This is a genomic window from Enteroscipio rubneri, from assembly GCF_002899715.1.
Classification (GTDB): Bacteria; Actinomycetota; Coriobacteriia; order Coriobacteriales; family Eggerthellaceae; genus Enteroscipio; species Enteroscipio rubneri.
In genome coordinates this window covers 74,140-100,718 of the sequence record NZ_PPEK01000001.1, presented here as the reverse complement: position 1 = coordinate 100,718, position 26,579 = coordinate 74,140, and the positions used below count along the sequence as shown (strand labels likewise).

The window sequence follows — 26,579 nt, the reverse complement described above, 5'->3', positions numbered from 1 at the left end:
AGCTGAGAGATCTTGGCAGGAGTCGACAAGAGCCGAGGGAAGCTGGCAGGCGCTGGAGGGGCGACCTGCACAGCGGCCTCACGTGCCGAGCAGTCGCTCTGAATCATCGGGGGCGAGGCTTTCCCGCTCTCGTACGACATAATCGATGAGCTCCTGCTGGGAGTGCACGTCGAACTTGCGGTACACGGCACGCACGTGGGTTTTCACGGTATCGGGCGACACCATGAGCTCCTCGCAGATCGCACGCCGCGCCTTGCCCCGCACAAGCAGCACCATCACCTCGCTCTCGCGCTGCGTCAGACCATGCTCTATCGCGGAGAAGCGAGCTACGCCGGCAAGCTCGCCCATCTCCGGCCCTCCCTCCCCCGGCTGCACCGTCCCCCATCCATACTTCAAGTTGCTGCCGCTCGAAAGGAATAACGCCGCCGCAAGCAGAAAGCAGGCAACGAAGCTCCCAAGCACGAGCGCTTGGCCGAGCACCCGACCATCCAGCAGCAGAGCGGCAAGCAGCCCTCCGGCAACCACCCCGAAGAACAGCGCCGCGCCCGGGCAGCTGGCTATCCAGGTGGCCGGCAGGCCCATGTTCTTCATCAGGCACGCGCCCAAGCTCCACAACACGAGATCGAGATAGCAGAAGCCGGCCATGAGCACCATGACGCCGATCGTCTGGAACGCCGGAGCGGCGGCAAGCAGCACGAACCCTGCCGCCGCAAAAGGAAACGCCACCTTGTAGATGAGGCGATTGAAGTCCATGCGCAGAAACACGAGCGTGGCGAGCAGCAACGTCGCCGCCGCAAGCTGGCCGGCCAGTATCTCAACCGAGCCGAACACTATGCCCCCGCCGTAGAGGAACAGGCCCATGTACAGCATGCCGGCTGCGACGCCCTGCACGCCTGATGTGGCGACGAATGTAGCGGGAAACGGCAGCGGCACGTCCTTGCCATGCGCGAAGTACCGGCTGCGAGGAAACCCGCGAACCACATGGCGCAAAAGAGCTTGGGATGCGAACGGCAGGGCGAGCGCGAGCCCGTAGAGCGCCACGGGCGCCTGACCGGAGTCGCCCGCAGACGAGCAGAACACGAAGACCGCAATGGCCACCGCTGTTCCTATCATGCCCTGGTACAGTGTTTGCTGCGTGCCTATCCAACCGAATACCCGATCGATTTCCACGCGAAACAGCGCCGCTCCGATCCCAACGAGCACACTCATAGCAACGTAAAGCGCCATGTCGGCGCCCAGGGGCAGCGACCTATCAAGCGCCCAGACCAAGTGGAGCGCCGAGCCCAAGGTCATGACGGACGCGAGGGCCATGAGCCAGGAAGCTCCCTCGGGCACTTTCCTCGTACGCTTGAACCACAGCGCGATGATCAGGCTGGCCACAGCCATCACAGCCAACGGCCCCATCCATGCTGGCAGCCCCGCCCCCTCCGCGCCAAGGCCCGGCTCCTGCTGCACGGCCACGGCCGGGCCGGAGCAGCAGGCGACCATCCACACTGTGTAGCACGCCATCGTCAAGGCGATGCGTCCGCGTCCCGCGCCAGACTGCACGATACCCGCTACCACGCTACGACGCTCGTTCGGAGCGTTGAAAAGCGTGCGAACCTGATCGTTCGGCATGACCTCCCCTTCTCTCCTTTCGCATAGCATACCGCTCAACGTCTCACCCTGTAGGGTGAAAACAGGGAAAACGCCGTTTTCCCTGCCGCGGGGGGACGAAACGCATCGACGCGTCATGCTAGGGTGCCCCCATCGACCGGCGCGGAGGGCGTCGGTCGAGCGGCAAGTCCGAAGGACATGCCGCGAACACCGCAAGGGAGGAAGGGATTCGCAATGAAAGACAACGGCATTCTGAACATGGACCGGCGCAGCTTTTTGAAGGGTGCGCTCGCCACCGGTGCCGCAGGTGCGGTCGCCGTCACGGGCGTGGGCGCGCTTTCCGGCTGCGCTGCGCAGCCTCAGTCCGGCTCGGCAGGGTCGTCGGGTTCCGACAGCAAGGGCGGCGGCGCGTACGATTTCGAGGTCGCACCCGACCCCATTCCTGAAAGCGACATTACCGAAACCGTGGACGCCGACATCGTGGTCATCGGTGCCGGATTCTCGGGCCTGTGCTGCGCGCTCTCGGCGGCCGAGAACGGCGCGAATGTCGTCATGATCGAGCGCATGGACCACGTCATCGGTCGCGGCGGCTCCATCTACGCCATGAACTCGAAGCTGACGAAGGAGAAGGGCTACGCGTGCTCCGTCGAAGAAGTGGCCCAGCGCTACAAGCGCATGATGGGCTACCACTCCTACCGCGTGGACGGTCGCAAGTGGATGCTGCACTTCAACCGCTCGGGCGAGGCCATGGACTGGCTCATCGACCGCATGACCACGGCCAGTTCCGTGGGCGGCGACGACCTCACCCCCGTCATGGAGCATTGGTACGAGGACCCCGAGAACATCAACGGCGAGTTCCCCGGCACGCACGAGTTCCTCGACGGTCCCAACGGCAAGGGCCCCGACGACAACCCGCAGCAGGACGTGTGCGCGAACATGGCGCTGTACTGCGAGAAAGCCGGCGTCGACATCCGCTACTCCACCGAAGCGAAGCAGCTCGCGAAGGACGGCGACAAGGTGGTGGGCGTCATAGCGAAGAGCGGCGACGGCTACGTTCGCGTCAACGGCAAGAACGGCGTGGTTATCGCAACGGGCGACTTCGGCCAAGACAAGGACATGCTGGAAAAGTTCATCCCCTGGGCGGCGCATCAGACCGAGTTCGGCGGCATCTGGGACGGCTCGGGCCACAAGATGGCGTACTGGGCTGGCGCCGCGGTCGACAAGAGCGAGACGCCCGCGCCCATGATCTTCTGCTTCCAGTGGCGCTCCATCACGCGCCAGGTGCGCGCGTTCCAGGGCCTCATGGTGAACGAGGACGGCCGCCGCTACGACAACGAGGACAACGTCATCTCGCACGGCGGCCTGGCGCTCATGCACCAGAAAGGCAACCACGCGTTCGCCATCTGGGACGACGACTACGCGAACGAGCCGCAGTGGCAGAACCACCGCTACGTGGACGGCCCGAAGGTGTTCGACACGCCCGACGACGTGCGCGCCTACTGGCAGACCGTGGTGGACGGCCCCGGCACCATCAACATGAACGGCTCGGGCGACATCCCGGTGAAGATGATCAAGGCCGACACCGTGGAGGAGCTGGTGGAGAAGCTGGGCCTGCCGAAGGATGAGACGCTCAAGACCGTCGAGGCGTATAACGGCTACTGCGACGCGGGCGTCGACGAGGAATTCGGCAAGCGCAAAGAGCTGCTGCTGCCCATCAAGAAGGGCCCGTTCTACGGCATCGAGTGCACGCCGTGGTTCCTGTCCACCACCGGCGGCATCCGCTGCAACGACAACCTGCAGGTCATGAACGCCGACGACGAGGTCATCGAGGGCCTGTACTGCCTGGGCTCCACGGTGGGCGACATGTACAACAACTGCTACTCCACGCACTTCCCTGGTCACAACCTGGGCGGCACGTGCCTCACCTTCGGCTACGTGACCGGCCGTAAGCTGGCCGGCGCCGAGTAAGCGCCATCCTCTGCCGCCGCGGGCGCATACCCGCGGCGGTACCGCCTACCGAGCCCGGACGCCCCCTCCCCTTCGCGTCCGGGCTCTTGACATGCTCCGGCCGTCGATCGTCCAAGACGAAGCCGCGAAGCGGCGCGCCATCTGCATTCCCAAAGAGTAGTCCTCGGATGTTAGACTCGAATGAGGGGCGCCAGGCCGCATTCGAGATCGGCGCATTACAGAAGCGCGGCCAGCGCAGCGCAAACAGCCAAGCCGCCTGCAAGGACGGCAACCGAGCGCGGCGCGAACCGCCGATCCGCGAGCGATGTGCGCGCCACCTCAGGCGCACCGTAGCAGCGGGCATCCATGGCCGTGGCAAGCGCATCGGCGCGGCGAAACAGTCCGACGAACAGCGGGATGAGCACGGTTTGCCACGCGCGCAAACGTTCCCAAAGCGGGCCGTCGTCGAAGGCGGCGCCGCGCGCTTGTTGGGCATCATGCACTCGACCGAATTCTTCAGCCGTCACCGGGATAAACCGAAGTGCGAGCGAGAACACGGTCGCGATATCGTCGACAGGCAGGCGCAACCGCCGCAGCGGACGAAGAAAATCGCCGAGCGCCGCCGTCAGTTCAGTGGAGGTAGTGGTGTACGTCACCACGAGGCTGGCCACCACGAGCAGCACGATGCGCAGCGCAAAGAAGCATCCGCGCGCGAACCCGGCGGGCACGAAGCCGAACGAGCCGACGAGCGCGATAGGCGGCAGATCAGACAGCACCCCGGCGGATACGTTTCCCAAACCCGCAGGTGCACCGCTCGCAGTCGCCTGGGAGACGTCGAATGCGAACCCGTTGAAGAGTATGGTAAACCCCACGATGACGTACACGGGAACGAGCAGCGCGAAGTACCGTCGCAGCGGGATGCGAGAGACAGCGGCCACGACGAAGAACAGCAGCGCGCATGCCGCGAGCCCGGTCCATGTGCGCACGAAAAACAGCGTGATCGAGTACGCCGCAAGCAACACGATTTTTACGCGCGCATCGCACACATGGACAGGGGACGACCCGGAGATGTAGGAGCTGACGTTGATCCGCATATTGAAAAGTATGCCACAACTGCGAGCTTCCGTCGAAGCATGGGAATCGGACCGCCAAAGAGGCCCGCAGCTCGGCTGCGGGCCTCGGGGTGCCGGACGCGCTCGTTGCCAAGCGCGCCCGACGGCGACGGCGAAGGCGGCGACTGCGGTTCGCCGTCGTCGTCTGCGGACGAGCGTGCTGGCTAGCGGCCTTCGCGCATGTTCTCCACGCCCTGCTTCACGTTGTCCTTGGCATCTACAGCGGCCTCTTTGACCGCCTCACCCGCTTTGCCGAGCGACTCCTTGACGGAGTCGAGGAAGCCCTCGCCCTTCTCGTCCTTGCGCTGCTCGTGCTGCTGAGCGCGCATTGCCGCAGCAGGATCTCCGGTCTTCTGGGCGATGTCGTGTTCGCGCTTGGCGGCTTCGTCTTCAGCCTTGCGCTCGTTCACGCCCGCCTTCGCCTCATGGAAGGCATCCTTTACGTTGTTTTTGACATCGTGCGCCATGTCCTTCGCACCGTTCTTCATGTCGACGGATGCGTCGCCGGTCTTGTATGCTCGATCAACCATGGTCGTGCTCCTTTCGCCTGCGTATCACCACTGAAGCTTGCATTCTAGCCAAGCGGCGCGGCGCGTCGGATGCCGTGGGGTAACGGCGACCATACGGTTGCATGGAGACGGAAGTCGTGCGCCCGTGCGGGACGCACGGGCGCACGGATCCGCAGACGGCACGACGAACAACAGCGGTCGGCCGCCCCTGCACAACGCGCACGGGCGGCCGGTACCGACAATGGGGATGAAGCTCTTAGCTATCGCTTTCGATGCCTTCTTCGACATCGTCTTCGATGCTGGCGGTGATGCTCTCCGCCTTGTCGAAGTCGAACGCGGTGCCAGCCGCCTCGACCGAGCGTTTCTCGTCGCCTTCATCGTCGAAGTCCTCGACGGAGGCCTCGGCCTCCTGCTTGACCTCTTCCTCGATATGGCGGAGATCGTCGGCTGCCATGCGGGCCTGCTCGGCCTCGGCCGTCGAGTCGTCGAGCAAAGTTTCTTCCTCCAAAATATCGATATCCATCGATCGCTCCTTTCCTTCCGAGCGGCACGGGCCGCGCCCGCGCGTCTTGTCCGCATCATTCTACGCACGGCGCAGGGCGGACACGACCACCGGGGAGCTACGGTGCCGCAACGGCTGAACGACGCAAGAGGGAACAGCGGCGCGATGCGCTTGGGGTGCACTCGAAACTCCCATGCGTTACGCGTGCGCATGCCGAGCGTACCGCGCGCAGATGGAGCTGCATCGAAAACGATGCAGCTCCAGGTCGATGGCACGTTCGCTGTTCTTTTTCTGGCAGGTAGCCGACGATCGTCCTAACGCACTTCTTGTCCGGTGGCAACCTTCCCCGCAACACGGCCGTGCGTGATCGCCATGCCCACGGAATTGCCCGCTATCGGGGTTACGTACCCCGTGCCGAAGCGTCCGCCGAGGCAGTTCCCCGCCGCCCAGAGTCCTGGAATCTTCTTCCCGTCGCCGTCCAAGACCTGCAGATGGCCGTCGGTGAGCAGACCGGCGAAGCACACGAGGCCTATGCCGCTCCAGCGCTCGTTCTCGAAGAAGGAGCCGATGTAGGGAGGCTCGTCGATGGGAGACATGAACTTGTCATCTTTGTCGAAATCCGCATCGTGTCCCTGCTTGCAGAGCTCGTTGTAGCGTTCGACCGAAGCTGCCGCCTCCTTTGCCGCTTCGTCGGAAAATCCCATGAAACCGCACAGCTCCTCGATGGTATCTGCCTTGTACACGATATGCGGCTGGCGCTCGCACTCGACGCTGTCGCGGCATCTGCCTCCGTTAGGGTCTCCCACCGGCACGTTGTCGACGTCTTCCTTAAGCTCCGTTATGTACTCTTGCCTGCCGGCATTGGGGGCGCCGAGCTCGATGCCACCCCTCTTCAAGACATCGAACCACTTGCTGTCGGAAATGGTGCAGATCGGGCCGAGCGGCTGCCTGAGGCTGTTCGCCCAGGCATTGGTGACGGCGGCCTCGTTCATGAAGCGCTTCCCCTCACTATTGAGCCACAGATAGGGAACCGTGCCCCAAGGAGCGCCCGTCCAGTGGTAGTTGAGGATGGGCCTCGGAAGCGGCTCGATCTGGCCGCCAACCCAGCAGGCCATCTTATGGCCGTCGCCCTCGCAGAAGCTCTCGGCGCGGATGTCCTCCGGCCCCTTGCCCGCGCGCGCCGCGAACTCCGATATCTCGGCGAGCAGCGCCCAGGCCATATCGACGTTGCCGCCGAAGTCGCCCGCACAGAGGATGACGCCCTTCGACGCGTTGTAGCGCGTGTACGTTCCGTCCGCGTTCTCGGCGTACACCCCGACAACGGCGCCGGAATCGTCGGTGATGAGGCGGCGCGCACGCTGCTCGTAATGCCACTCGGCGCCCAGCTCCTGGCTCTTCAGGATGGAGAACTGCTGGATCTCGTCAAGGCGAGAGTAGTCGTTCGACTCGATGCCGGACTCATCGCCGATGACATGGCTGATCTCCCCTACCACGGAAGCTGTGGATGCCCACGTTTTAAACCCGCCCTGCATGACCGGGTATTCCACCGGCCCGTCCAGAACTCCTGCAGCCTGCGGAACGTACATCGAGCTGGGATCGATAGGGCTGACGTTCGGATCCGAGCGCTTGACCGGTTTGATCCGATCGTCCGGCCAGTTGACCAGACTGATCATATGGTCGAACGTCTCGCCCGAGTTGTAGACGAAGCGCTTGATAATCTCGGCGTTGTTCCTGCCCGCACACCTCATCATGAACTCGTTGACGATCTCGCCCTCGTCGTAGGGGCCGAAGCCCTGATCGATGAGCCACTGCGAATTGACGTGGCCCACGTCCCTGCCCTTGACCTTCCGGAACTTCTCAGACGAGGATTCGAGCACGTGAACCTTCGCCCCGCCCTCCGTTGCAGCCAAGGCGGCTTGGATTCCTGCGTTTCCTCCGCCGCAGACGACGATGTCTCCGTCGAAAGTCTCGGCGACATCGGCTTCGTCGATCTCGGGAGGCGCGCCCAACCAGTCTATGCCCGTTTGATAATAGTCGTTCGGATTACCCGAGGCGCCGCCCGTCGAAACGGCGTCGCTCGAATCCGCCTCGCCCGGCTTCGTCGATGAAGGAGTGCAACCCGGCAAAACGGCAGCGCCCGTAGCCAACCCGGCGCTTACGGCGAGACCAGCCCCTAAAACGGCTCCGCCTTTCAACAGGTCCCTTCTTGAAACGTCCATCTTTACCCCTTTCCCCGTTTTCGATGCAGCAATTCCATCGGGCTCCCCATTTATCCATCGTTCTATATATATAGAACTTCCCGATTGCTGCATCATAGACTCTCAATATTCCCCTGTCAACATGCTTTTACAATATCAAGAGCAGCGCTTGCCCTATGTAGTCTGCGCCCATGCCTACATGAAGGAAAAGAAAACGAAGGGCGCAATCGCCTACCACCGTAAGCATGGTGCCAATCGCAAGGATCCTCCACCCTGCTCTTCCCCTCAGGAACAGGCTCAATACCGATAAGATGAGCGGCGCGACGAGACCCCCCGCGATCACAAGCCCCCAGAACGGCAAAGAGCAGCTGCCGGACAGGAGCAACTCGGCCGAAACCTGAGCGGCGAATTGCTGGGAGGGCTGCGCGCCCGATCCGCCTTGCAGCATATTCGCCAAGTAGAAGAACAGCAGCGCGCTCTCGACGGCCACCACGCCGATAACGATGCCCGCGAAAAGCCGGCGCCGTGTGCGTGAAACCTTTCGAGCGCTACCTGTGAGAACCGCAAGCGAGGCAACAACGTTCAAGCCTGCTCCCAGCGCACTTGCAACGAACAGACACGGCAGAAGCCAGGAATTCCAGAAGGGAATGCCCGGGGCTGCCTTGAGCAGCATCCCCGTATACAACGCCATGAAAAACGCGAGGACGAGGCCGACCAGCGAAAAAACTGTTCGCAGCCTTTTGCGCAAACCAGGATGCTCTTCCCACACTCCGGAAAGCAATTCCGATGTGTTCCTCGTCGTAAGGAACGCGGTGACAGAAAAAACGACCAGAGCCGCAAGCGCCGCCCACGCGCCCAACGCCATCCATGAGGCAAGGTGGCTGAAGCTCTGCCACATGAGCAACGCCCTGCCGGGATGAACGACCTCGGAGAGTAGCGAAAGCAGCCCCGCCGCGATGCACGCGACGGCTATCCAGTAAGAAGCCGCAAGCGCCCGTCGATGCCGCTTGCGGCGCACGAATCCCAGCAAGGTTGCGGCGATGAACGTTCCCGCGCCCAGCCCCCCGAGAAAGAGGTAGAGCGCGACCTGCCATCCCCATGCCGTTTGCAGTTCGATCATGTGCGATCCTTGCCGGTTTCAGCCATCAGACGCCTTCATGAAAGGTCAAGTCAGATAGAACGAAGGCTCGGTAGGCGATTCGAGCAGCCCAACCTTCCCCACCGCCTCTTCTGCCCGCCGATGCAGGTCTTCGAGTTTTCCATACTGCAGCGCTTTCGCCGGACAAGCCTGTACACAGTATGGATCCTTACCGGGTTTTATACCGGCACCGAGGCAGCAGTCGCACTTGTCCATGCCGAGCGACGTGTAATGCGGCACCCCGAAAGGGCAAGACGCATGGCAGTACTTGCACCCGATGCACCGGCTCTGATCTACCTCCACAATTCCGTCTGCGCGCTTGGTTATGGCTCCAGCAGGGCAGGCGGCAACGCAGGCGGGCTGTGCGCAATGCATGCACGAAACCGAGACGAACCTCGACTCCCCTCGATCAAAAACGTACGAGATAATCCTTCTGCGCGCTTCGCAGTCATCGGGCGTGCTGTTTGCCTCGCGGCAGGCCGCCACACACGAAGCGCATCCGGCACAGACCCTTGAATCCATCCAGAAACCGTATTGGGCAAGCCCCTTCTTGGGAGCCTCGGAGGAAGCGGCCGAGCCGGAGGGAACGCAGGAGGAAAGCGCTGCTGTTGACGCCGCTGCGACGCACGCCGCCAATGCGGAACGCCGCGTGACCGAACGCGCCGGCTTCATACGATCCACTCCCACTCCTCCAATCGAGTGTCGTACATGCGCTTCTTGTAAAGATCCTTCGATTTCGCTCAGGATGGCAGCCGGGGGCGGCTGTTGATTGTTCGCAAGCAATAGAATACTATATCATCAACAGGCAAAAGAGAGGGTTGTCCATGAACCCGTTCGACTCCTTTTCGATCGACAAGAAGAGCGATATCCCAATCTGGGTGCAGCTGAAGCAACGCCTCGCATATCTCATCGCATCGGGCACGTACAAACCGGGCGATCAGCTTCCGACCGTACGAGAGCTGGCCGTTCAGCTGGACATCAACTACCACACCGTGAACAAGGTCTATCACGAGCTGGAAGGCAGCGGGCTTATCGAAGTGCAGGCCGGTCGGGGATCCCATGTCGCCGACCTCGACGATTCGCGCTTTATCGCATTCGAGGGCGAGCCGCATATGATAACGTCCGAATACGTCTCCAAGCTTCTCCAGCTGGGCATGACCGCCGAAGAGGTCGTGCGAATCGTGGCGGATTGCCTGGGCGTCTGCATTACGATCGACTCGAATTCAAAGAACGCTCCTATGGGGGAAAGGGCGCAGCGTGTCGGGTAAGAAGAGGAAGAACGCAAAGCGAAAGAGCAGATTGCCCGTCGCCGTGCGCTCCAAGAAACCCCTTTCTTCCCGTATGGGCGTTTGGCTTTTCGAGATTTTCACGTTCATCGTCTCCGCTCTTCCCTTAGGCCTCGTGTTGTATAACGGCTGGCACTTCGGGTTGGTGCTCATCGCCCTCGCTTATCTGGTTACCGCCTTATTGACGGTGCACGTCACGCAACAATGGGAGAAAGTAGTCGTGCTGCGCCTGGGACGCTTCAATCGAGTGAAAGGACCGGGCATCTTCTTCACCATCCCTTTCCTTGAATCGGCCGCACTGCGCGTTGACCAGCGTATCATCGTAACGCCGTTCTCTGCGGAAGAGGCGCTTACCGCCGATCTCGTGCCAACCGATATCGATGCCGTTCTTTTCTGGATGGTAGTGAACCCTCAAAAGGCATGGTGCGAAGTGGACAACTACCCCAACGCCGTTTCATGGTCGGCGCAAACGGCGTTGCGCGATGCCATTGGCAGAATCAACCTTGCCGATATTTCGACGCGACGTTCGCAGCTCGATTCCGAACTGCGGGAAACGCTGAGCGCGAAAACGAGTGATTGGGGCATCTCGATCCTATCCGTCGAAATCCGCAACATCCTCATTCCCGAGAATCTGCAGGATGCGATGTCGCGGGAGGCGCAGGCTCAACAGGAAAGCAATGCGCGCGTGATCCTCGCGGAGATCGAAAACCAAATCGCAGAGCTGTACGTGGAGGCGGCAGAGCTCTATCGCCAGGATGAGATCGCGCTCCAGATACGTATGGCAAGCATGGTGAACGAAAGCGTGAAAGAGGGCGGCGGCAACAATCTCATCGTGGTTCCCAGTTCCTTCAGCGAGGGATTTAATGCCGGAACCATGAAGGACCTCAAGGATCTCTTCGCGAAACAAGGATAATCGAAATGCGGAGAAACGCAGGGAGGAAACCGGAAGCGCCCGTCATGGCGGGTTTCGTATTCTGCCTGCTCGTTGCAACTGTTTTAATCGGCTGTCAATCGACATCTGCGGACAAAGCGTTGATGCCCGGAATCGTGGCGGTCGAACAGGTCTCCCTGCAAGAAGATTTTACTTGGAAACCGGAGCTCGAGTGCGCACCGTGCCATTCCCTCGAGGCGAAAACAGCAGCCGCCTCTGCTTGCACGGATTTTTCCGATGCGCCATCGAACTGCGTGAACTGCCATGATGACGCCCCGGAGCTGACAACCGTCCATACAGGCATCCGGAATGCCAAGCCCACCGCAGAGCTCATGCACACCGCAGTTGAGAACGACGCCTGCACGGGCTGCCACGACAAGGCCGACCTCGCCGATAGGACACGTGACAGCATCGCCCTCGTCGACAGCAACCAAACAACGATGAACCCCCATGCATTGCCGGAGAACAAAGGGCACTCGAAGATTGGCTGCACCGACTGCCATAGCGCACATGAATCCACCGACGTTCTGGAGAGAGCGCCTCAAGCATGCCAGAACTGCCACCATGCAGACATCTACGATTGTGAGACGTGCCACTAAATTCGCACATCGCCTCTTGAAAAGACCTGGACGGAGTCGCATCTTCCCATGCGCCTTCTCACGGCTGGAACAGGCGCGCATACCATCTGGAACGCATATGCTCACCTGCATGCGCACAACTGCTGCTTGCGGGAATGGGCGCGAAAGAAAAGGCGCGCAAGCCCTCGCAGCAGAAGAGCCGAAACCCGGCTGGGCTTCGGCTCTTTCACCTAGGGCTTTTGTTGCAGCCCGCTCGATGCATCGTTGCAGACTGAGCGAAGAACGGACTATTCGGCCTTGTCCTTCTCCTCCGCCTTGGCGGCTTCGGCATCCTCAGCAGCGGCTTCCTCGGCCTTGTCGGCCTCCTCAACCTGAGCCTCTGCCTCCCGAGCTTCCTCGGCTTCGACCTTCGGCTCCTCGGCCTCGGCAGCCTTCTCCTCAGCCGGCGTCTCGTCCGCAGCCTCGACCTTCTTCGGAGTGGCCTTCTTCGCTGCCTTCTTGGCAGCAGGCTTCTCCTCATCCTTGGCCTTCTTGGCTACGGGCTCGGTCACCAGCTCCATGATAACCATGGGGGCGTTGTCGCCCTTGCGGTTGCCCAGCTTCATAATGCGGGTATAGCCGCCCTGGCGATCGGCGAACATGCCCTGCGCAACCTTCTCGAAGATCTCGCGCACGATTTCCTTATCGCCGGTTGCCGCGATGGCAAGACGACGGGAATGCAGGTCGCCCTTCTTCGCCCACGTGATGATCTTGTCGACGTCAGGACGGATCTCCTTGGCGCGCGACTCGACCGTCTTGATGCGGTCGTTCAGGAACAGGGCGTTCACCAAGCTCTTCTTCATGGCCTTGGTGTGGCTGAAGTCAGTGCCCAGCTTGCGGCCCTTGTAGTTGTGTCTCATGATCTCGTGTCTCCTATAGCTTCAAATTGAGGTCCATGGAAATGAGTTTGTCCTTCACTTCCTCGATGGACTTCGCACCAAAGTTCCTGATGTTCAGCAGATCGTTCTCGGAGAACTCGACGAGCTGTCGGACGGAATGGATTCCGGCGCGCTTCAGGCAGTTGTACGAGCGCACCGACAAGTCCAGATCCTCGATCTGCTTATCGAGCTCTGCGTTGGACTCCTGCCCCTCCGGCGCGAAGATGGAGGGAACCTCGCCCTCTTCTTCGTCGATGACGTCGGACAGGCTCAGGAAGGCGCCCATATACTGGTTGATGATATTGGAAGCGCGGCACACGGCCTCGGAAGGCAGGATGCTGCCATCCGTCTCCACTTCCAGCACCAGCTTGTCGTAGTCCGTGCGCTGGCCGACGCGGGTATCCGTGACATTGAGCGTGCAACGGCGCACCGGCGAGAACAGCGAGTCGACATGGATGATGCCGATGGGGTCCTCGGTGCGCTTGTTGCGCTCGGCCGACACATAGCCGCGGCCCACGCCGATGCGGATCGTCATGTCCAGCTGACCGCCATCGGCAACCGTAGCGATAACATGCTCCGGGTTGACAAGCGTGAATTCGGTCGGGATGTCGAGATCGGCGCCCGTCACCGTGCAGGGTCCTTCCGCCGACACATGCGCCGTAGCCTCTTCGATATCGTCGTTGAGCGCGGAGAACACGAGCCCCTTGACGTTCAGGACGATATCGGTGATATCCTCGATAACGCCTTCGGCGGTCGTGAACTCATGCTGCACGCCATCGATCTGGATCGCGGTCGCTTTCGCGCCGTCCAGCGACGAGAGCAGCACACGGCGCATGCAGTTTCCCAGCGTATAGCCATAGCCGCGCTCCAGCGGTTCCACGATGAAACGCGCTACGGTCTCGTTAACTTCTTCCGTTGTTACTGTAGGCCTCATGAACTCTGTCATGCTGTATAAGCCTCCTTACTACGCCGCGATTACTTCGAGTAGAGTTCGACGATGAGCTGTTCGCGAATGTCCAGATCGATTTGATCGCGTTGCGGGAGAGCCAACACGCTGCCCTGCAGCTTCTCGATATCAACTTCGAGCCATGCCGGCACCTGGAAGCGCGCATTCGACACGAGTGCGCTCTTGATGACCAGCAGGTCCTTCGACTTGGGAGCGACGGCCACGACGTCGCCGGCCTTCACGCGCAACGACGGGATGTCGACGCGCTTGCCATTCACGGTAATGTGGCCGTGGGTCACGATCTGACGAGCCTCCTTGCGCGTGCGGGCGAACCCGAGGCGGAAGATAACGTTGTCGATACGGGACTCCAGGATGCGCATAAGGTTCTCGCCCGTGACGCCCGGCATGGACTTGGCCTTCTTGTAGTATCCGCGGAACTGCTTCTCGAGCACCCCGTAGATGAACTTGACCTTCTGCTTCTCGCGAAGCTGCATGCCGTATTCGCTTTCCTTGCGACGGCGCTTGGGCTCGCGGATGGAGGTCTTGCTGCTGCTGTAACCCAGCACCACCGGATCCAGGCCAAGCTGACGGCAGCGCTTTAGAACCGGAGTTCTATTGATTGCCATAGTTAATCGATCCTTTCAAACTACACGCGACGACGCTTGCGGGGACGGCAACCGTTGTGCGGGATGGGTGTGCAATCCTGAATGCTGGAGACTTCCAGGCCAGCGGCCTGAAGCGAGCGTATGGCCGTCTCGCGGCCCGAACCCGGGCCCTTGACGAACACGGCGACCTTCTTCAGGCCGTGCTCCATCGCCGTCTTCGCAGCGGCCTCGGCGGCCATCTGCGCCGCAAACGGCGTGGACTTGCGGGAGCCCTTGAAGCCAACCGTGCCAGCGGACTGCCATGAGATCACATTGCCCTGAGGATCGGTGATGCTCACGATGGTGTTGTTGAACGTAGACTTGATGTGCGCGGCACCCACGGCGATATTCTTGCGCTCGGAGCGCTTGATGCGGGTGCGCACGTTTTTCTTAGCTGCCACTTCTCGCTACCTCACTTCTTCTTTCCGCCGATTTGCTTACGAGGACCCTTGCGCGTGCGCGCGTTCGTGTGCGTGCGCTGACCGCGAACAGGCAGACCGCGACGATGACGCAGCCCTCGGTAGCAACCGATCTCCATGAGGCGCTTGACGTTCTGAGAAACCTCGCGGTGCAGGTCGCCCTCCACCTTGATGTTCGCCTGGATGTAGTCGCGCAGCTTCGTGAGATCATCCTCCGTGAGGTCCTTGACGCGGACGTCAGGATCGACGCCGGTCTCGGCGAGAATCTTCTTGGAGGTGGTCAGGCCAATGCCGTAGATGTAGGTCAAGCCGACTTCAATGCGCTTGTCGCGAGGAAGGTCGACACCAACAAGACGTGCCATAGGTTATTCTCCTCTTTCTTCCTAGCCCTGACGCTGCTTATGGCGCGGGTTCTCGCAAATGACGAGCACCTTGCCATGGCGTCGGATGATTTTGCACTTGTCGCACATTTTCTTGACCGAAGGGCGTACCTTCATAATTGCTTCCTTTCGGTTATGCGTTCTTATATCTATCTGTCACGTCCAGCCGCAGACGATGATTTTCCTCACTGTTTGCCCAACCCCATGCCCGACCGACCTGCACCCCTGCCGACACACTACGCTCCGACACCCGTCGAAACCTTTCGACGATCGTCCTTCTCATCACAGAATCTGCACACCGCATCCACGCGCCGCGCAGATACCGCCCTATTTGAACCGATAGGTGATGCGACCTCGATTGAGATCGTAGACGGAAAGCTCGACCGTCACTTTGTCACCCGGCAGGATCTTGATGTAGTGCATGCGCATCTTGCCGGAAATGTGGGCCAATATCTTGTGCCCGTTTTCGAGTTCCACCCTAAACATAGCGTTTGGCAACGCCTCGAGGACCGTTCCCTCGAGCTCGATGACATCTTCTTTGGTCAAAAGTGCTCCTTCAAGCAAATGGTCGTTAAGCAGCAGCTGCAAATGATACCAAATTATTGACAAGATGTGCAAGAGAAAATACGAGCGCACGATACCAACAAACCTGCTGGTTCGGAACATGCCTGCATGCCAGGCCTGCGGTCTGTGCCGCGCAGTCCTCGTCGCAGAAACGGGACCGCCAGGTATTTGCGCACTGCGCAGCCGCCTTGTCGGCTTCGACGTATCCGCAACGCTCGAACTAGCGGCGCGCGGCAGTCTTGCGAACGATTGCATCAATGATACGTGTTTTGGGCGCATGGTCAAGGGAGGATTTCAGAAACCGCGGTATCCTCAGATCGGAAGCAGCGATGCGAGAACATGGGATTGAGGAGGTTGCAGAGGATGTTGCCCCCCCCCGTTTGCGATAGCGGGGCCAATCAATCGACATACGAATTTCGGCGAAAGCTCGCATGAGACTACGATGGCTGGGCCACCAGGATTCGAACCTGGATAGCTGGTACCAAAAACCAGAGTCCTGCCGTTGGACGATGGCCCAGTGGAATCGAACCGCGAAACGTGCAGGGAGAAGAAAATGGTGGGCCGTGAGGGAATCGAACCCGCGACCTTGGGATTAAAAGTCCCCTGCTCTACCAACTGAGCTAACGGCCCACGTCCGCTGCATGCGCGAGTACCCATTTTAGCCGGGCGTGCGGAGCGGGTCAATGATTATATTCGGAGATGCAAACGGTGCATAATGCCAACAGAATCGCGGATCGGGGACGCGGGGCGTCCAGGAGGGCGAACGAGGCAGGGTGAAGGCAACCCGTCAGAATGAAGGCATCGTGGTGAAATCTTGAAGCAGAACAGGAAGCGTATAATGAAGGGGTTTCCTCATGCGCACCCCCTCGATGAAAGGCGTGACAGCTCTCATGTGGTGCTCCAAGATACTGGTCGCCTACGACGGATCAGCCCCTTCAGCCAAGGCCATTGACCTCGCGCGCGCCATTGCGGCGCAAGACGAACGTGTCGAACTTGTGCTCGTCCATGTGCTCAAGCTGTATGGCATGGGCACCGGTGCTGAAGCTGCGCTTTTCGACGAAGCCGACCGCATCCTGCATGATCTGCAGCGCACCGCAGACGAAGTGCCGAACAACGCGCATGCCAAGCTGCTGAAAGGAACCTCGCCCGCTGACCTCATCCTCAAATGCGCCCAGGATGAAGGCTGTGACCTCATTATCATGGGCAGCAGGGGACAGGGAGGCGTTAAAGGATATCTGGGCAGCGTGAGCTACGCCGTGGTGCAGGGGTCTCCGGTGGCAGTGCTCATCGCAAAGGACACGCCGGACAAGAAGCCGCTCAGCTAATATGGCCTCTTCGCACGCAAAGCTTTGGACGAAGGACTTTGTCCTGGGCACAGGAGTGAATTTTCTGCTCATGGTGAACTACTATGGGCTCATGGTGGTCGTCGCAAACTACGCCATGCGCCTCTACGACGCACCGGCTTCGTTGGCAGGCCTGGCTGCGAGCATCTTCATCATCGGCACGCTGATTGCGCGCATCGCAACCGGACGCATTCTGGATCGTATCGGCCGCAAGCGGATGCTCGTGATCGGAGCGGCGCTCGAGGTGGCATTCTCGGCGCTGTATTTGGCTGGCATGGACTTCGGCATGCTGTTCGTGCTGCGCTTCCTGCACGGCTTCGCCTTCGGTGCCTGCTCGACGTCAATCGGCACCATCGTAACGGCCCTTGTGCCCGACGATCGCAAGGGCGAAGGCGTGGGCTACTATATGTTGTCCGTCACGCTCGGAGCGGCTGTCGGCCCCTTTCTGGGAATGTACCTGACGCAGACTGCCGGCGCGGAAACGCTGTTCGTGGTGGCAGCCATCGCCGCTGCTTTGGGTCTGCTTGCCGCAACGCAGCTGAAGGTTCCCGAGCTGCGCGACGAGCGCATAGAAGCCGCCGCAGGCTCCACGCATGAAAGCGTGGAGCAGAAGGCACGCGAGATCGCTGAGGAGGAGCGCGACGAACGTGCAGGCGGATTCCGTGTTCCGCAGCCCCGTCTGTCCAATTATCTCGAGCGGAGCATTATTCCCATCAGTGCCGTCTGTGCGCTGCTCTTCTTCTGCTATTCGAGCCTGCTCGCGTTCCTTACGCCCTTCGCCGCCGAACGTGGGTTGGAGACTCCTGCGAGCTTCTTTTTCGTCGTGTACGCCATCGCAACGTTCGTCACCCGCCCCTTCACAGGCAAGCTGTTCGACCGGAAGGGAGACCGCGTGGTCATGGTGCCCGCGTTCATCGCGTTCATATGCGGCATGGCACTGCTTGCGACCGTCTACCGACCCGCCGCGATGCTCATCGCCGCCGCGTTGCTGGGCTTCGGTGTGGGAACCGTGCAGGCAAGCGGCCTCGCATTGGCGGTGCGCATCGCGCCTGACGATCGGCTGAGTCTGGCAAACTCGACCTTCTACGCGCTGCTCGACATCGGCGTAGGGGCCGGACCGTTTCTGCTCGGCATCATCCAGCCGCTCTGGGGCTACGACGGCCTGTTCACCGCCATGGCCGGCGTAGCCATCATCGCCCTTGCGGCCTACCTGTGGGTGAGCCGAGCGAACGGCACTATGCGGCGCAAGCTGAAAGAGCTCGACGAGTCGTAGGGCACTTGGCCCATGGGCATCGAGAGCGGGAAGCGCTCGCAGAGGCTTGCCTACCCTTCGATTGGGACGAACGTATCCTTGTCGGGAGCGAAGGACTGCATGGCCTCGATGGTACGGGCGAACAGTTCGTCCAGCTCCCAACCGAGCATCTCGGCTCCGGAACGGATGACGTCGCGGCTCACGCCGGCGGCGAAGCGCTTGTCCTTGAACTTCTTCTTGAGTGACTTCACCTCGAAGTCCATGACGCTCTTGCTCGGGCGCATGACGATGGCCGCGCCGATGAGGCCCGTCAGCTCCTCGGTGGCAAACAGGATCTTCTCCATCTGGAGTTCCGGCTTGGGAAGCTCGGTGTTGAAGTCCGACGTGTGGCTCTGAATGGCGCGGATAAGCTCGGACGTGCCGCCTGCTGCTTCGATGTCCTTGGCCGCATAGACGGTGTGCAGCTCGGGTTCGTCGTCGTGCTCCTCCCAATCCAGGTCGTGCAGCAGGCCCACGATGCCCCAGAACTCCTCATTGTCCGGATCGTACTCGCGCGCGAAGTACCGCATGGTCTGCTCCACCGTCTCCGCATGCTCAATGTGGAACGGATCCTTGTTATGCTCCTGCAACAACGCAAACGCCTCATCGCGCGTCATGCCGGCTTCAAGCGTGGCCATGTAATCTCCTCTCGACGTTGTTCGCTTATGCTACCGCAAATCGCACGCTCGCGGACAGCCCTTTTGCGAGCCCGGCTGAGCAACGCAGCTCGCACGGCATGCCCGCTCCGGCGAAGTCGTTCCCATCCCTTTCGACATACCCGGCGCAGCCGCGCGCTTCATGCTGGAAACCGTATGGGAGGCCCGCGCTGAAACGCTGCTGCGAGGCTCCCTGGCAGCTCCCGCGTCCTGCATGCGCATCGTCGCCGGGAGGCTCGGACGGCTAGAATACAACTCCGAGCGCATTCGCTATGAAGCCCCATACGACACCGGTGACGTACAGCACTGCGATGATGGCGACATTCTGCTTCCAGTGGCGGTTCGTGCGCACGAGCACAAGCAAGCCCACGCCTGCGCTCACAAGCAGGCCGGCGAGCATCGCGCCTGAACCGAGCACGCCGCTCACATAGAGCTGCGCGACAACGATGCTGGCGGCGCAGTTAGGCACGAGGCCCACAAGTGCCGCCCCGAAAACCGAAAGCGCCGGGTTCGCGCTCAGAAACTCTCCCAGCACGTCCTCGCCCACCACTTCCAAGACGCCGTTCAGGACAAGGGTGATGAGGAAGACGAACAGGGTGACCTGCAAGGTGTGCTTGATGGCGCTTTTTAGGATGCCGCCTTCGCCATCATGGCAGTGGCAGTGGTCGCGCTCGCATAGCTCGTGAATGTGCAGAGGCGAATCGATGCGACGTGCGATGCGCATGCCCGCATCAACCAAAAAGCCCATCACCATGCCGATGACGATCTTCGCAGCGAGGATCTTCAGGATGACGACCACCGGCACCTGCTCGGCGATGAAGATAGGCAGCATCTCATCGGACGTAGACAAAAAGACCGCGAACAGTGTGCCGAGCGTGATCACGCGTCCCGCCCACAGCGTTGCCGCCGCAGCCGAGAAGCCGCATTGCGGCACGACGCCCACAAGAGCGCCTACCGCGGGCCCCGCCGCGCCCGCGCGCTGCACGGCCGCCTCGGTCCTGCCGCTCGTCTTGTGTTCAAGCCACTCCATAACGAGGTAGGTGACGAAGAGGAACGGGATGATGTAGAGCGTGTCGGCGACCGAATGCTCGAGGACATGCCCAGCGATATGTGCGAATTCTTCCATAGCCCTGCTATTGTAGTCGAAGGATCCTGTCGCGGCTTCGGCGTAGCCGAACGGTCACTATTTTCCGAAAGCGCCGATCACGTGGTTGCCGGGACCGCACATGCCCGGAACGCTCGTCCGGGGAGCATGCCGCGCCCGACGCACAAAACGGGGCGGCCCCGACGGGACCGCCCTGCGTTTCCAAGTTTGAGGTGGTTTCGGTCCAACACGCGAACCGAAGCGCCCGCAAAGGGCGCTGGGCTGTTCCGCCGGCTGAAAGCCGGCGGAACCCAGATTACATCATGCCGCCCATACCGCCGGCAGCAGCCGCGGCCATGGCCGCCGGATCCGGATCCTTCGGGATGTCGTTGATGGTGGCCTCGGTGATGAGGATGAGGGCTGCAACGGAAGCTGCGGACTGCAGCGCGGTGCGGGTCACCTTCACCGGGTCGTTCACGCCCATCTGGATCATGTCGCCGTACTCGCCGTTGGCGCAGTTCAGGCCTTCGCCCTTGCCCATGCCCTTGACGTGCTCGACAACGACGCTGCCCTCGAAGCCCGCGTTCTGGGCGATAGCGCGCATCGGAGCTTCGAGCGCCTTGCGGATGATGTTCACGCCGACTTCCTCGTCCTTGTCGGTCGTGTCCAGCTTGTCGAGAGCGGGCAACGCGTCTACGAGCGCCACGCCGCCGCCGGCGACGATGCCCTCCTCGACAGCTGCACGGGTTGCCTGCAGAGCATCCTCGATGCGGGACTTCTTCTCCTTGAGCTCGGACTCGGTTGCTGCACCCACCTTGAGCACCGCCACGCCGCCGGACAACTTCGCCAGACGCTCCTGCAGCTTCTCGCGATCGAAATCGGAATCGACGCGCTCGAGCTCGGCCTTGATCTGATTGATGCGATCCTCGATGGCCGACTTCTCGCCAGCGCCGTCAACGATGAGAGCGGCGTCTTTGGTGACCTTGACCGTCTTAGCATGGCCGAGCATGTCGATGCGGGCGTCCGCCATGGTCATGCCGAAGTCCTTGTCGATGACCTGCGCGCCCGTGACAGCGGCAATGTCCTCGAGGATGCGCTTGCGGCGGTCGCCGAAGCCGGGAGCCTTGATGGCGACGCAGTTGAAGGTGCCGCGCAGCTTGTTCAGCAGGATGGTGGCAAGAGCCTCGCCCTCGACGTCCTCGGCGACGATGAACAGCGGACGACCGGAACGCATGATTTCCTCAAGCAGTCCGACCATGTCCTGAATGTTGGTGATCTTCTGGTCCGTGAGCAGAATGAAGGGATCCGTCAGCACGGCCTCCATCTTCTCCATATCGGTGGCCATGTACGGCGAGATGTACCCGCGGTCGTACTGCATGCCCTCGACGATGTCGAGCTCCAGGTCGAACGAAGCGGCGTTCTCCTCCACGGAGATAGCGCCGTCGTTGCCCACGGCGTCCATGGCCTCGGCAATCTTCTCGCCGATCTCAGCGTCGCCGGCGGAGATGGTGCCGACATTCGCGATCTGCTCCTTCGTGGAGACGGGCGTTGCATCGGCCTTGATGGCGTCGACGATGGCGTCGGTGGCCTTCTGGATGCCGCGGCGGATGCCGAGCGCATCGGCGCCGGCGGTCACGTTGCGCAGGCCCTCGGACACGATGACGTCGGCCAGCAGCGTGGCGGTGGTGGTGCCGTCGCCGGCCACGTCGTTCGTCTTCACAGCCACCTCGCGCACGAGCTGGGCGCCCATGTTCTCGACGGGATCCTCCAACTCCACTTCCTTGGCCACGGTCACGCCATCGTTGGTGATGGTGGGGGCGCCGTAGGACTTCTCGAGAGCGACGTAGCGGCCCTTGGGGCCAAGCGTCACCTTGACGGCATCCGACAGCTTGCTCACGCCTGCGGCAAGCGCACTGCGGGCATCTGCCTCGAACTTGATATCTTTAGCCATGATATGTGCTTCCTTTCGATGAATGTACCCGTTGGATCAACAAGGAATGAGACTTACTCGAACACCGCGTACAAGTCGTCTGCGCGCACGATGAGCACGTCTTCGCCGTCGACATGGATTTCCGTGCCGCCGTACTTGCCGTAGATGACCTTGTCGCCCACCTTCACCGGAACGGGAACCAGCGTGCCCTCCTTATCGAGCTTGCCTTCTCCCACAGCCAGCACAACGCCCGTCTGGGGCTTTTCCTTCGCCTCGGAGGCGAGATACAAGCCGGAAGCGGTCTTCTCTTCCGCCTCGTCCTGCTTGATGATGACGCGATCACCCAATGGTTTCAAGTTCATAACGTTGCCTTCCTTTCGTCCGTCTCATCCACGAAGCCGGTTGCCGCGTTGATACCCTATTTAACCACTCGGTTGTGGCGACTGCTAGCACTCCGCGGTAACGAGTGCTAAACACTGCGTTATCATAACACCCTTGATTCGGATTTCAAGAGAATTTGCAGAAAACCTCAGTCGCTTTGACTAAGGTTTAAACGAATCGTCAAATTTTCGCCACAACTGGTCGTGACCATTACGGCAGGGTCGGTCCGGGCTTGACGAGCCCTCCCTCGTAGGCGGCCACGACAAGCTGAGCGCGGTCATGCGCATCGAGCTTGGCCATGATGCGTGCAAGGTGGGTCTTCACCGTGGCAGGCGAAATGAAGAGGCGCGCGCCTATCTCGTCGTTCGACAGGCCCCGGGCCACGTACACAAGTATCTCGCGCTCGCGATCGGTCAGCGCACGCAGAGCGGCGGTTCTGCCAGCGGCTCCCGCGCTCGCGGGACGCGATGCGACGAACGCTTCGACAAGCCGCCGAGTGATGGAAGGCGCAATGAGCGCGTCGCCCTGGGAAACGACACGCACAGCCGAAGCGATCTCGTCGGGATCGGCGTCCTTGAGCAGGAAACCACTCGCCCCGGCCGCAAGCGCATCATACACGTATTCATCCAGGTCGAACGTGGTGAGAATGAGCACGTGCACCTCGTCCAGCGCAGTATCGTTTCTGATGGTGCGCGTGGCTTCGATCCCATCCATGTGCGGCATGCGAATATCCATGAGCACCACGTCAGGACGCAAACGTCGCGCCAGCTCGACCGCCTGCTCGCCGTCGCGCGCCTCACCCACCACCTCGATGCCGTCATAGGACAAAAGAATGAGCCGGAATCCGCTGCGCACCAAGTCTTGATCGTCGGCTACGAGCACGCGCAGCGGAACGTCCCGCGGCGAATCGGGGCCGATCCGTCCATTTCCAGAAGCCATCGCAGCTGTCCGCTCGTCTCTCATGCCTCGCGTCCTTCCGTTCCGGCGCCCGTCGGCAGCACCGCCGTCACGCGGAATCCGCCGGCTGGACGCGCATCTGCCTCGAGCGTGCCGCCAAGCAGTCGCGCGCGTTCGCGCATGCCCTCGATCCCATGTCCATGCTCCGAATCCGCCACGTCGAATCCACGTCCGTCGTCCTCGACGACGAGCCGTGCGCGGCCTCCTTCGAGCGCAAGAGACAGCACAGCAGTTTTGGCATGCGCATGGCGCACGATATTGGTGGCCGCCTCGCGCGCAATGCCGAAAAGGGCCACATCCACGTGGGCGGGCACGCGGCTGCGATCATACCCGGCATCGTCGAGGGACGCAACGATACCCGCCTTGCCCAGATAGACAACCAGATCATCAAGACGGTCCGTGCCCACCGTTGGAGCCATGTCGGCGGCCGCATCGCCATGCCGCAGCACGCCGATCATGCTGCGGATGTCGTCGAGCGCGCCCTTCGCGGTTGCACGCACCGCGGCTATAGCCTCCTTCGCCGCCGCAGGGTCGCGATCGACCAGGCGCTCGGCTGCTGCGGCCTGGACGCTGACCGCGGAAAGGGAATGCGCCGTGATGTCGTGCACCTCCCGGGCTATGCGCACACGCTCCTCTTCGACCCGACGAGCCGCTTCCTGTGCGCCTGCGCGTTCGGCCTCTTCGGCGCGCTGCTCCACCGCCTCCACGTAGGCGCGGTGCGTGCGATACGCATATCCGCCCAACGCTGCAGCCGCGACGAGCGCGATGTTGGTCGCGCGCGTGAAGAACGCAAGGCTCGCCGTGCGCGAAGGCGCTTCAGAGAACACGAGGCCGAGCACGGCGAGGGCGACGGCAATTGCCGCCTCAACGCGGCTGAGTTCGCAGGCGATGGTGTAGACGGCTACGACCGGGCCGATGATGGAAAGCGAGAAACCGCTGAACGCATTCTGCAACCCGATGAAGGCGACGAAGGTGAACAGGAACACCGGCCACGGAAACCGGCGGCGCACCGCAAGCGGCAACGTGGTGAGGGCAAGCGCCACGAACACCGAAGCGCTGGGCACGACATTCACGATGCCCAAATATTGCCGCATGGCCAAGTCGGGAATCACAATGGAAGACGCCGCCAGCATGAGCTGGCCGCACCCAATGAGAAACGCCATCACGGCCACGGCGGCGTCGACTCCCCAATCTTTCGGAGTCATCGCACGATTGTTCACAAGAAAGTTGTCCATGCCGTCATGGTACGCGCCCGACACCGCAAGCGCCATACATCAGCAGAGGTATTTCGAAAGCCCCCCGAAACCGCGAGCGCAGCGAGCGGTTCCCCCAAGGGCTCCCAGCCGTCCGAGGTCCGGCCGCGCGCCCGCAGTTCTGCTGGCATGCAACCGGAGGAGGGGGTCCTGAAAGGGCTCCGAAAGATCCTGCGAGCGCAGCGAGCGGTCTTTCGGAGCCCTTTCAGGACCCCCTCCCTCGCCCGATCGGATTAGCCCTGCACGTACTCCATGGCGGCGTTCGCGGCCTCGCGGCCCGAATTCACCTGGTTCCCGAACGCAGTGCCCGGCATGTTGATGGTGTACACGTTGCGGTAGAGCATGTTGCCGTCGTTGCCGATGGCATAGAGGCCTTCGATAGGGTTCATATCGCCGTCGAGCACGCGGCGCTTCTTGTCGGTGGCAATACCCCCGACGGAGAAGAAGTAGCTGTACGAAAGCTTCGCCATATAGAGCGGCGCGGTTTCGACGGGCACCATGAGGTCGGCCGCTTTGCCGAAATCGGTGTCGGCTCCTGCCTTGCACAGCTCGTTGTAATGATCGACCGTCGCCTTGAGCGCATCGGCGTCGAGATCGAATTTGCCAGCCAGGTCCTCAACCGTATCGGCTTGGAACAGGCTGTTACCGTCGTTGCTGGCCAAACCGTCCTGGAACATCTTCTTGGCGTCATCGTCTTTGCCGAAGAATTGATCGAAGATGGCCTGGTCGAACAATACGTAGTTGGCCTTGTTGTCCTTGCCGGGAATGCACTGGAGCACCAGGTTGTCGGCCGTGAGGTTCTCGCGACTGTAGCGCTCGCACGCCTCGTTCACCCACAGCACCGGACCGCCCGCAGCTATGCCGAAATACCCGTTGATGGGGTTCTCGGCCGCGTCGTGGAAGTCGATGGCCGGGAAGGCCTGGATGGCGTACAGGATGGATTGGGCCGAGCCCGCCATCATGTTCTTCCCGCCATTGTCCATGGCAAGGCGGTAGCCGTCGCCAGCGGCATTCGGCGATCCAACGATATGAACACCATCGGTGTCCCAACCCTGCTCGGCGATGACCTCGGCGTTGCCGCCGAACCCGCCCGTCGCGAACACGACCGCCTTCGCGTTGTACTGCACTGTGCCTTCGTCGCCGTCAGCATAGGCCCCGGCAACCTTCTTATCCTGCATGATCAGACCGTTCACCGTCGTATTGAGGTGCAGCTCGACGCCAAGCTCGTCCAGACGGTTCTTCATGGGCTCGACGTAGCCGACCGCCGCCTTGCCTTCTTTGAACCAATGGAACGTCGGGAACAGGCCACCGTAGTAGTCGTCCACCGTACCCGAATACTGCACGCCCTGCTCTTGACACCAAGAGATGTTGTCAGCCGAATTGTTTACCAGATCAAGCCAGTAATCGCCGTTCTGGCGATGCTGGCCGCGCGTCAGCTCGGCCTCGATGACGTCGGCGGGCTTGATATCGATCCCCTGCTCGCGCTGAAGCGAGGAGTTGACGGCGAACATGCCTTCGACAAAGCTCGCATTACCGCCTACCTGGCTGTTTCGATCCACCACGATGAAGTTCATGTTGTTAAGCGCCGCCTGCACCGCGCACGCAAGACCGCTGCCGCCGGCGCCGACGATAAGCAGATCGGTATCGTAGGTCTTGTCGATCGAGCTGGGAGCCGCATTGCCTGCCGCCCCGTCGCCGTTCGTGCCGCTGCCGGATCCGCCCTCGGTCCCCTGCCCGTCATTCTGGGGCGTGCCTGCACACGCCGTCAATCCGCCGACAGCCGCAAGCGCGCCTGCCGCGCATGCTCCCGTCAAAAACGACCGTCGCGATACCGTCCGCTTCGCAGCGCTTGTAAGTCCTGTGTTGTCCTCAGCCATGCTGACCTCCACTTCCTTGTCCATAGCGACGCTGGCGCCCATGCGCAATCGGCGCCGCTTTGGCGAGTACGTGCTGTCATTGTGTCATGAGGTCATCAAGAACCGGTTGCCGCCTTCTTGCAGGTCGGCAACCTCACGGC

The 26,579-nt window shown here is 61.5% G+C and carries 27 protein-coding genes and 2 tRNA genes; 6 read left to right on the top strand and 23 right to left on the bottom strand.

Annotation, left to right across the window (positions count from 1 at the left end):
- Positions 1-78 precede the first annotated feature (78 nt).
- Complete coding sequence (locus tag C2L71_RS00430; RefSeq protein ID WP_157938905.1) at positions 79-1,617, bottom strand: response regulator transcription factor; 1,539 nt, start codon at positions 1,615-1,617, stop codon at positions 79-81.
- A gap of 213 nt (positions 1,618-1,830) precedes the next feature.
- On the opposite strand from C2L71_RS00430, the gene C2L71_RS00425 reads away from it, so the two are divergent.
- Positions 1,831-3,564, top strand: coding sequence for an FAD-dependent oxidoreductase (locus C2L71_RS00425; RefSeq protein ID WP_103263817.1), 1,734 nt, complete (start codon positions 1,831-1,833; stop codon positions 3,562-3,564).
- 215 nt (positions 3,565-3,779) lie between these two features.
- Here the strand turns inward: C2L71_RS00425 and C2L71_RS00420 are convergent, their stop codons facing one another.
- The 6 genes from C2L71_RS00420 to C2L71_RS00395 form a co-directional block, all read right to left on the bottom strand.
- Complete coding sequence (locus tag C2L71_RS00420) at positions 3,780-4,637, bottom strand: energy-coupling factor transporter transmembrane component T family protein (RefSeq protein ID WP_103263816.1); 858 nt, start codon at positions 4,635-4,637, stop codon at positions 3,780-3,782.
- A gap of 182 nt (positions 4,638-4,819) precedes the next feature.
- The gene (locus C2L71_RS00415) at positions 4,820-5,185 is read right to left on the bottom strand and encodes a hypothetical protein (RefSeq protein WP_103263815.1); all 366 of its coding nucleotides are present in this window, start codon (positions 5,183-5,185) and stop codon (positions 4,820-4,822) included.
- Positions 5,186-5,420: 235 nt separating this feature from the next.
- Positions 5,421-5,687 carry a BAG1 BAG family molecular chaperone regulator 1 gene (locus C2L71_RS00410; protein WP_103263814.1) on the bottom strand — a complete coding sequence of 89 codons (267 nt, stop codon included), beginning with the start codon at positions 5,685-5,687 and terminating at the stop codon, positions 5,421-5,423.
- A 293-nt stretch (positions 5,688-5,980) separates the two neighbouring features.
- Positions 5,981-7,885, bottom strand: coding sequence for an FAD-binding protein (locus tag C2L71_RS00405; protein WP_103263813.1), 1,905 nt, complete (start codon positions 7,883-7,885; stop codon positions 5,981-5,983).
- A 127-nt stretch (positions 7,886-8,012) separates the two neighbouring features.
- The gene (nrfD, locus tag C2L71_RS00400; RefSeq protein ID WP_103263812.1) at positions 8,013-8,984 is read right to left on the bottom strand and encodes an NrfD/PsrC family molybdoenzyme membrane anchor subunit; all 972 of its coding nucleotides are present in this window, start codon (positions 8,982-8,984) and stop codon (positions 8,013-8,015) included.
- A gap of 45 nt (positions 8,985-9,029) precedes the next feature.
- On the bottom strand, positions 9,030-9,524 hold the full coding sequence (locus C2L71_RS00395; RefSeq protein ID WP_204600444.1) for a 4Fe-4S dicluster domain-containing protein: 495 nt from the start codon (positions 9,522-9,524) through the stop codon (positions 9,030-9,032).
- A 302-nt stretch (positions 9,525-9,826) separates the two neighbouring features.
- On the opposite strand from C2L71_RS00395, the gene C2L71_RS00390 reads away from it, so the two are divergent.
- Genes C2L71_RS00390 through C2L71_RS00380 form a run of 3 tightly spaced genes read left to right on the top strand, consistent with a single transcriptional unit; the run spans position 9,827 to position 11,818 of the window.
- On the top strand, positions 9,827-10,270 hold the full coding sequence (locus tag C2L71_RS00390; RefSeq protein WP_103263810.1) for a GntR family transcriptional regulator: 444 nt from the start codon (positions 9,827-9,829) through the stop codon (positions 10,268-10,270).
- Positions 10,271-10,301: 31 nt separating this feature from the next.
- Complete coding sequence (locus C2L71_RS00385; RefSeq protein ID WP_239926181.1) at positions 10,302-11,201, top strand: slipin family protein; 900 nt, start codon at positions 10,302-10,304, stop codon at positions 11,199-11,201.
- A 5-nt stretch (positions 11,202-11,206) separates the two neighbouring features.
- Positions 11,207-11,818 carry a cytochrome c3 family protein gene (locus tag C2L71_RS00380; protein ID WP_103263808.1) on the top strand — a complete coding sequence of 204 codons (612 nt, stop codon included), beginning with the start codon at positions 11,207-11,209 and terminating at the stop codon, positions 11,816-11,818.
- Positions 11,819-12,084: 266 nt separating this feature from the next.
- Here C2L71_RS00380 and rplQ read toward each other — a convergent pair whose 3' ends face one another.
- The 9 genes from rplQ to C2L71_RS00335 form a co-directional block, all read right to left on the bottom strand.
- Positions 12,085-12,696 carry a 50S ribosomal protein L17 gene (rplQ, locus tag C2L71_RS00375; protein ID WP_103263807.1) on the bottom strand — a complete coding sequence of 204 codons (612 nt, stop codon included), beginning with the start codon at positions 12,694-12,696 and terminating at the stop codon, positions 12,085-12,087.
- Between the two features lie 13 nt (positions 12,697-12,709).
- Positions 12,710-13,660 carry a DNA-directed RNA polymerase subunit alpha gene (locus tag C2L71_RS00370; protein WP_103263806.1) on the bottom strand — a complete coding sequence of 317 codons (951 nt, stop codon included), beginning with the start codon at positions 13,658-13,660 and terminating at the stop codon, positions 12,710-12,712.
- A 29-nt stretch (positions 13,661-13,689) separates the two neighbouring features.
- The gene (gene rpsD, locus C2L71_RS00365) at positions 13,690-14,286 is read right to left on the bottom strand and encodes a 30S ribosomal protein S4 (protein ID WP_103263805.1); all 597 of its coding nucleotides are present in this window, start codon (positions 14,284-14,286) and stop codon (positions 13,690-13,692) included.
- A 20-nt stretch (positions 14,287-14,306) separates the two neighbouring features.
- Positions 14,307-14,705 carry a 30S ribosomal protein S11 gene (gene rpsK, locus C2L71_RS00360; RefSeq protein ID WP_013980867.1) on the bottom strand — a complete coding sequence of 133 codons (399 nt, stop codon included), beginning with the start codon at positions 14,703-14,705 and terminating at the stop codon, positions 14,307-14,309.
- An 11-nt stretch (positions 14,706-14,716) separates the two neighbouring features.
- Positions 14,717-15,085: a 30S ribosomal protein S13 gene (rpsM, locus tag C2L71_RS00355; protein ID WP_103263804.1), complete on the bottom strand. Its 369-nt coding sequence runs from the start codon at positions 15,083-15,085 to the stop codon at positions 14,717-14,719.
- A 21-nt stretch (positions 15,086-15,106) separates the two neighbouring features.
- Positions 15,107-15,220: a 50S ribosomal protein L36 gene (gene rpmJ / locus C2L71_RS00350; protein ID WP_006363204.1), complete on the bottom strand. Its 114-nt coding sequence runs from the start codon at positions 15,218-15,220 to the stop codon at positions 15,107-15,109.
- Positions 15,221-15,430: 210 nt separating this feature from the next.
- Complete coding sequence (gene infA, locus C2L71_RS00345) at positions 15,431-15,649, bottom strand: translation initiation factor IF-1 (RefSeq protein ID WP_009306918.1); 219 nt, start codon at positions 15,647-15,649, stop codon at positions 15,431-15,433.
- A 461-nt stretch (positions 15,650-16,110) separates the two neighbouring features.
- Positions 16,111-16,184, bottom strand: a tRNA-Gln gene (locus C2L71_RS00340).
- 37 nt (positions 16,185-16,221) lie between these two features.
- Positions 16,222-16,297: transfer RNA gene (locus C2L71_RS00335), tRNA-Lys, on the bottom strand.
- A gap of 224 nt (positions 16,298-16,521) precedes the next feature.
- On the opposite strand from C2L71_RS00335, the gene C2L71_RS00330 reads away from it, so the two are divergent.
- The gene (locus tag C2L71_RS00330; protein WP_239926179.1) at positions 16,522-16,992 is read left to right on the top strand and encodes a universal stress protein; all 471 of its coding nucleotides are present in this window, start codon (positions 16,522-16,524) and stop codon (positions 16,990-16,992) included.
- 1 nt (position 16,993) lies between these two features.
- Positions 16,994-18,283, top strand: coding sequence for an MFS transporter (locus C2L71_RS00325; RefSeq protein WP_103263803.1), 1,290 nt, complete (start codon positions 16,994-16,996; stop codon positions 18,281-18,283).
- 50 nt (positions 18,284-18,333) lie between these two features.
- On the opposite strand, the gene C2L71_RS00320 is transcribed toward C2L71_RS00325, so the two are convergent.
- The 7 genes from C2L71_RS00320 to C2L71_RS00290 form a co-directional block, all read right to left on the bottom strand.
- Positions 18,334-18,939: an HD domain-containing protein gene (locus C2L71_RS00320; protein ID WP_103263802.1), complete on the bottom strand. Its 606-nt coding sequence runs from the start codon at positions 18,937-18,939 to the stop codon at positions 18,334-18,336.
- A gap of 262 nt (positions 18,940-19,201) precedes the next feature.
- Positions 19,202-20,083, bottom strand: a complete 882-nt coding sequence (locus C2L71_RS00315) for a putative manganese transporter (RefSeq protein WP_103263801.1) — start codon at positions 20,081-20,083, stop codon at positions 19,202-19,204.
- Positions 20,084-20,357: 274 nt separating this feature from the next.
- Entirely contained in the window at positions 20,358-21,992 is a 1,635-nt protein-coding gene (gene groL / locus C2L71_RS00310) for a chaperonin GroEL (protein ID WP_103263800.1), read from the bottom strand.
- 53 nt (positions 21,993-22,045) lie between these two features.
- Positions 22,046-22,333: a co-chaperone GroES gene (groES, locus tag C2L71_RS00305; RefSeq protein ID WP_103263799.1), complete on the bottom strand. Its 288-nt coding sequence runs from the start codon at positions 22,331-22,333 to the stop codon at positions 22,046-22,048.
- A gap of 229 nt (positions 22,334-22,562) precedes the next feature.
- Positions 22,563-23,315, bottom strand: coding sequence for a response regulator transcription factor (locus C2L71_RS00300; RefSeq protein ID WP_239926177.1), 753 nt, complete (start codon positions 23,313-23,315; stop codon positions 22,563-22,565).
- Positions 23,312-24,568, bottom strand: coding sequence for a sensor histidine kinase (locus C2L71_RS00295; RefSeq protein ID WP_239926175.1), 1,257 nt, complete (start codon positions 24,566-24,568; stop codon positions 23,312-23,314). The genes C2L71_RS00300 and C2L71_RS00295 overlap by 4 nt, the downstream gene beginning before the upstream one ends.
- 227 nt (positions 24,569-24,795) lie before the next feature.
- A complete protein-coding gene (locus C2L71_RS00290) occupies positions 24,796-26,481 on the bottom strand; it encodes an FAD-dependent oxidoreductase (protein ID WP_239926173.1) in 1,686 nt (561 codons plus the stop codon).
- Positions 26,482-26,579 lie beyond the last annotated feature (98 nt).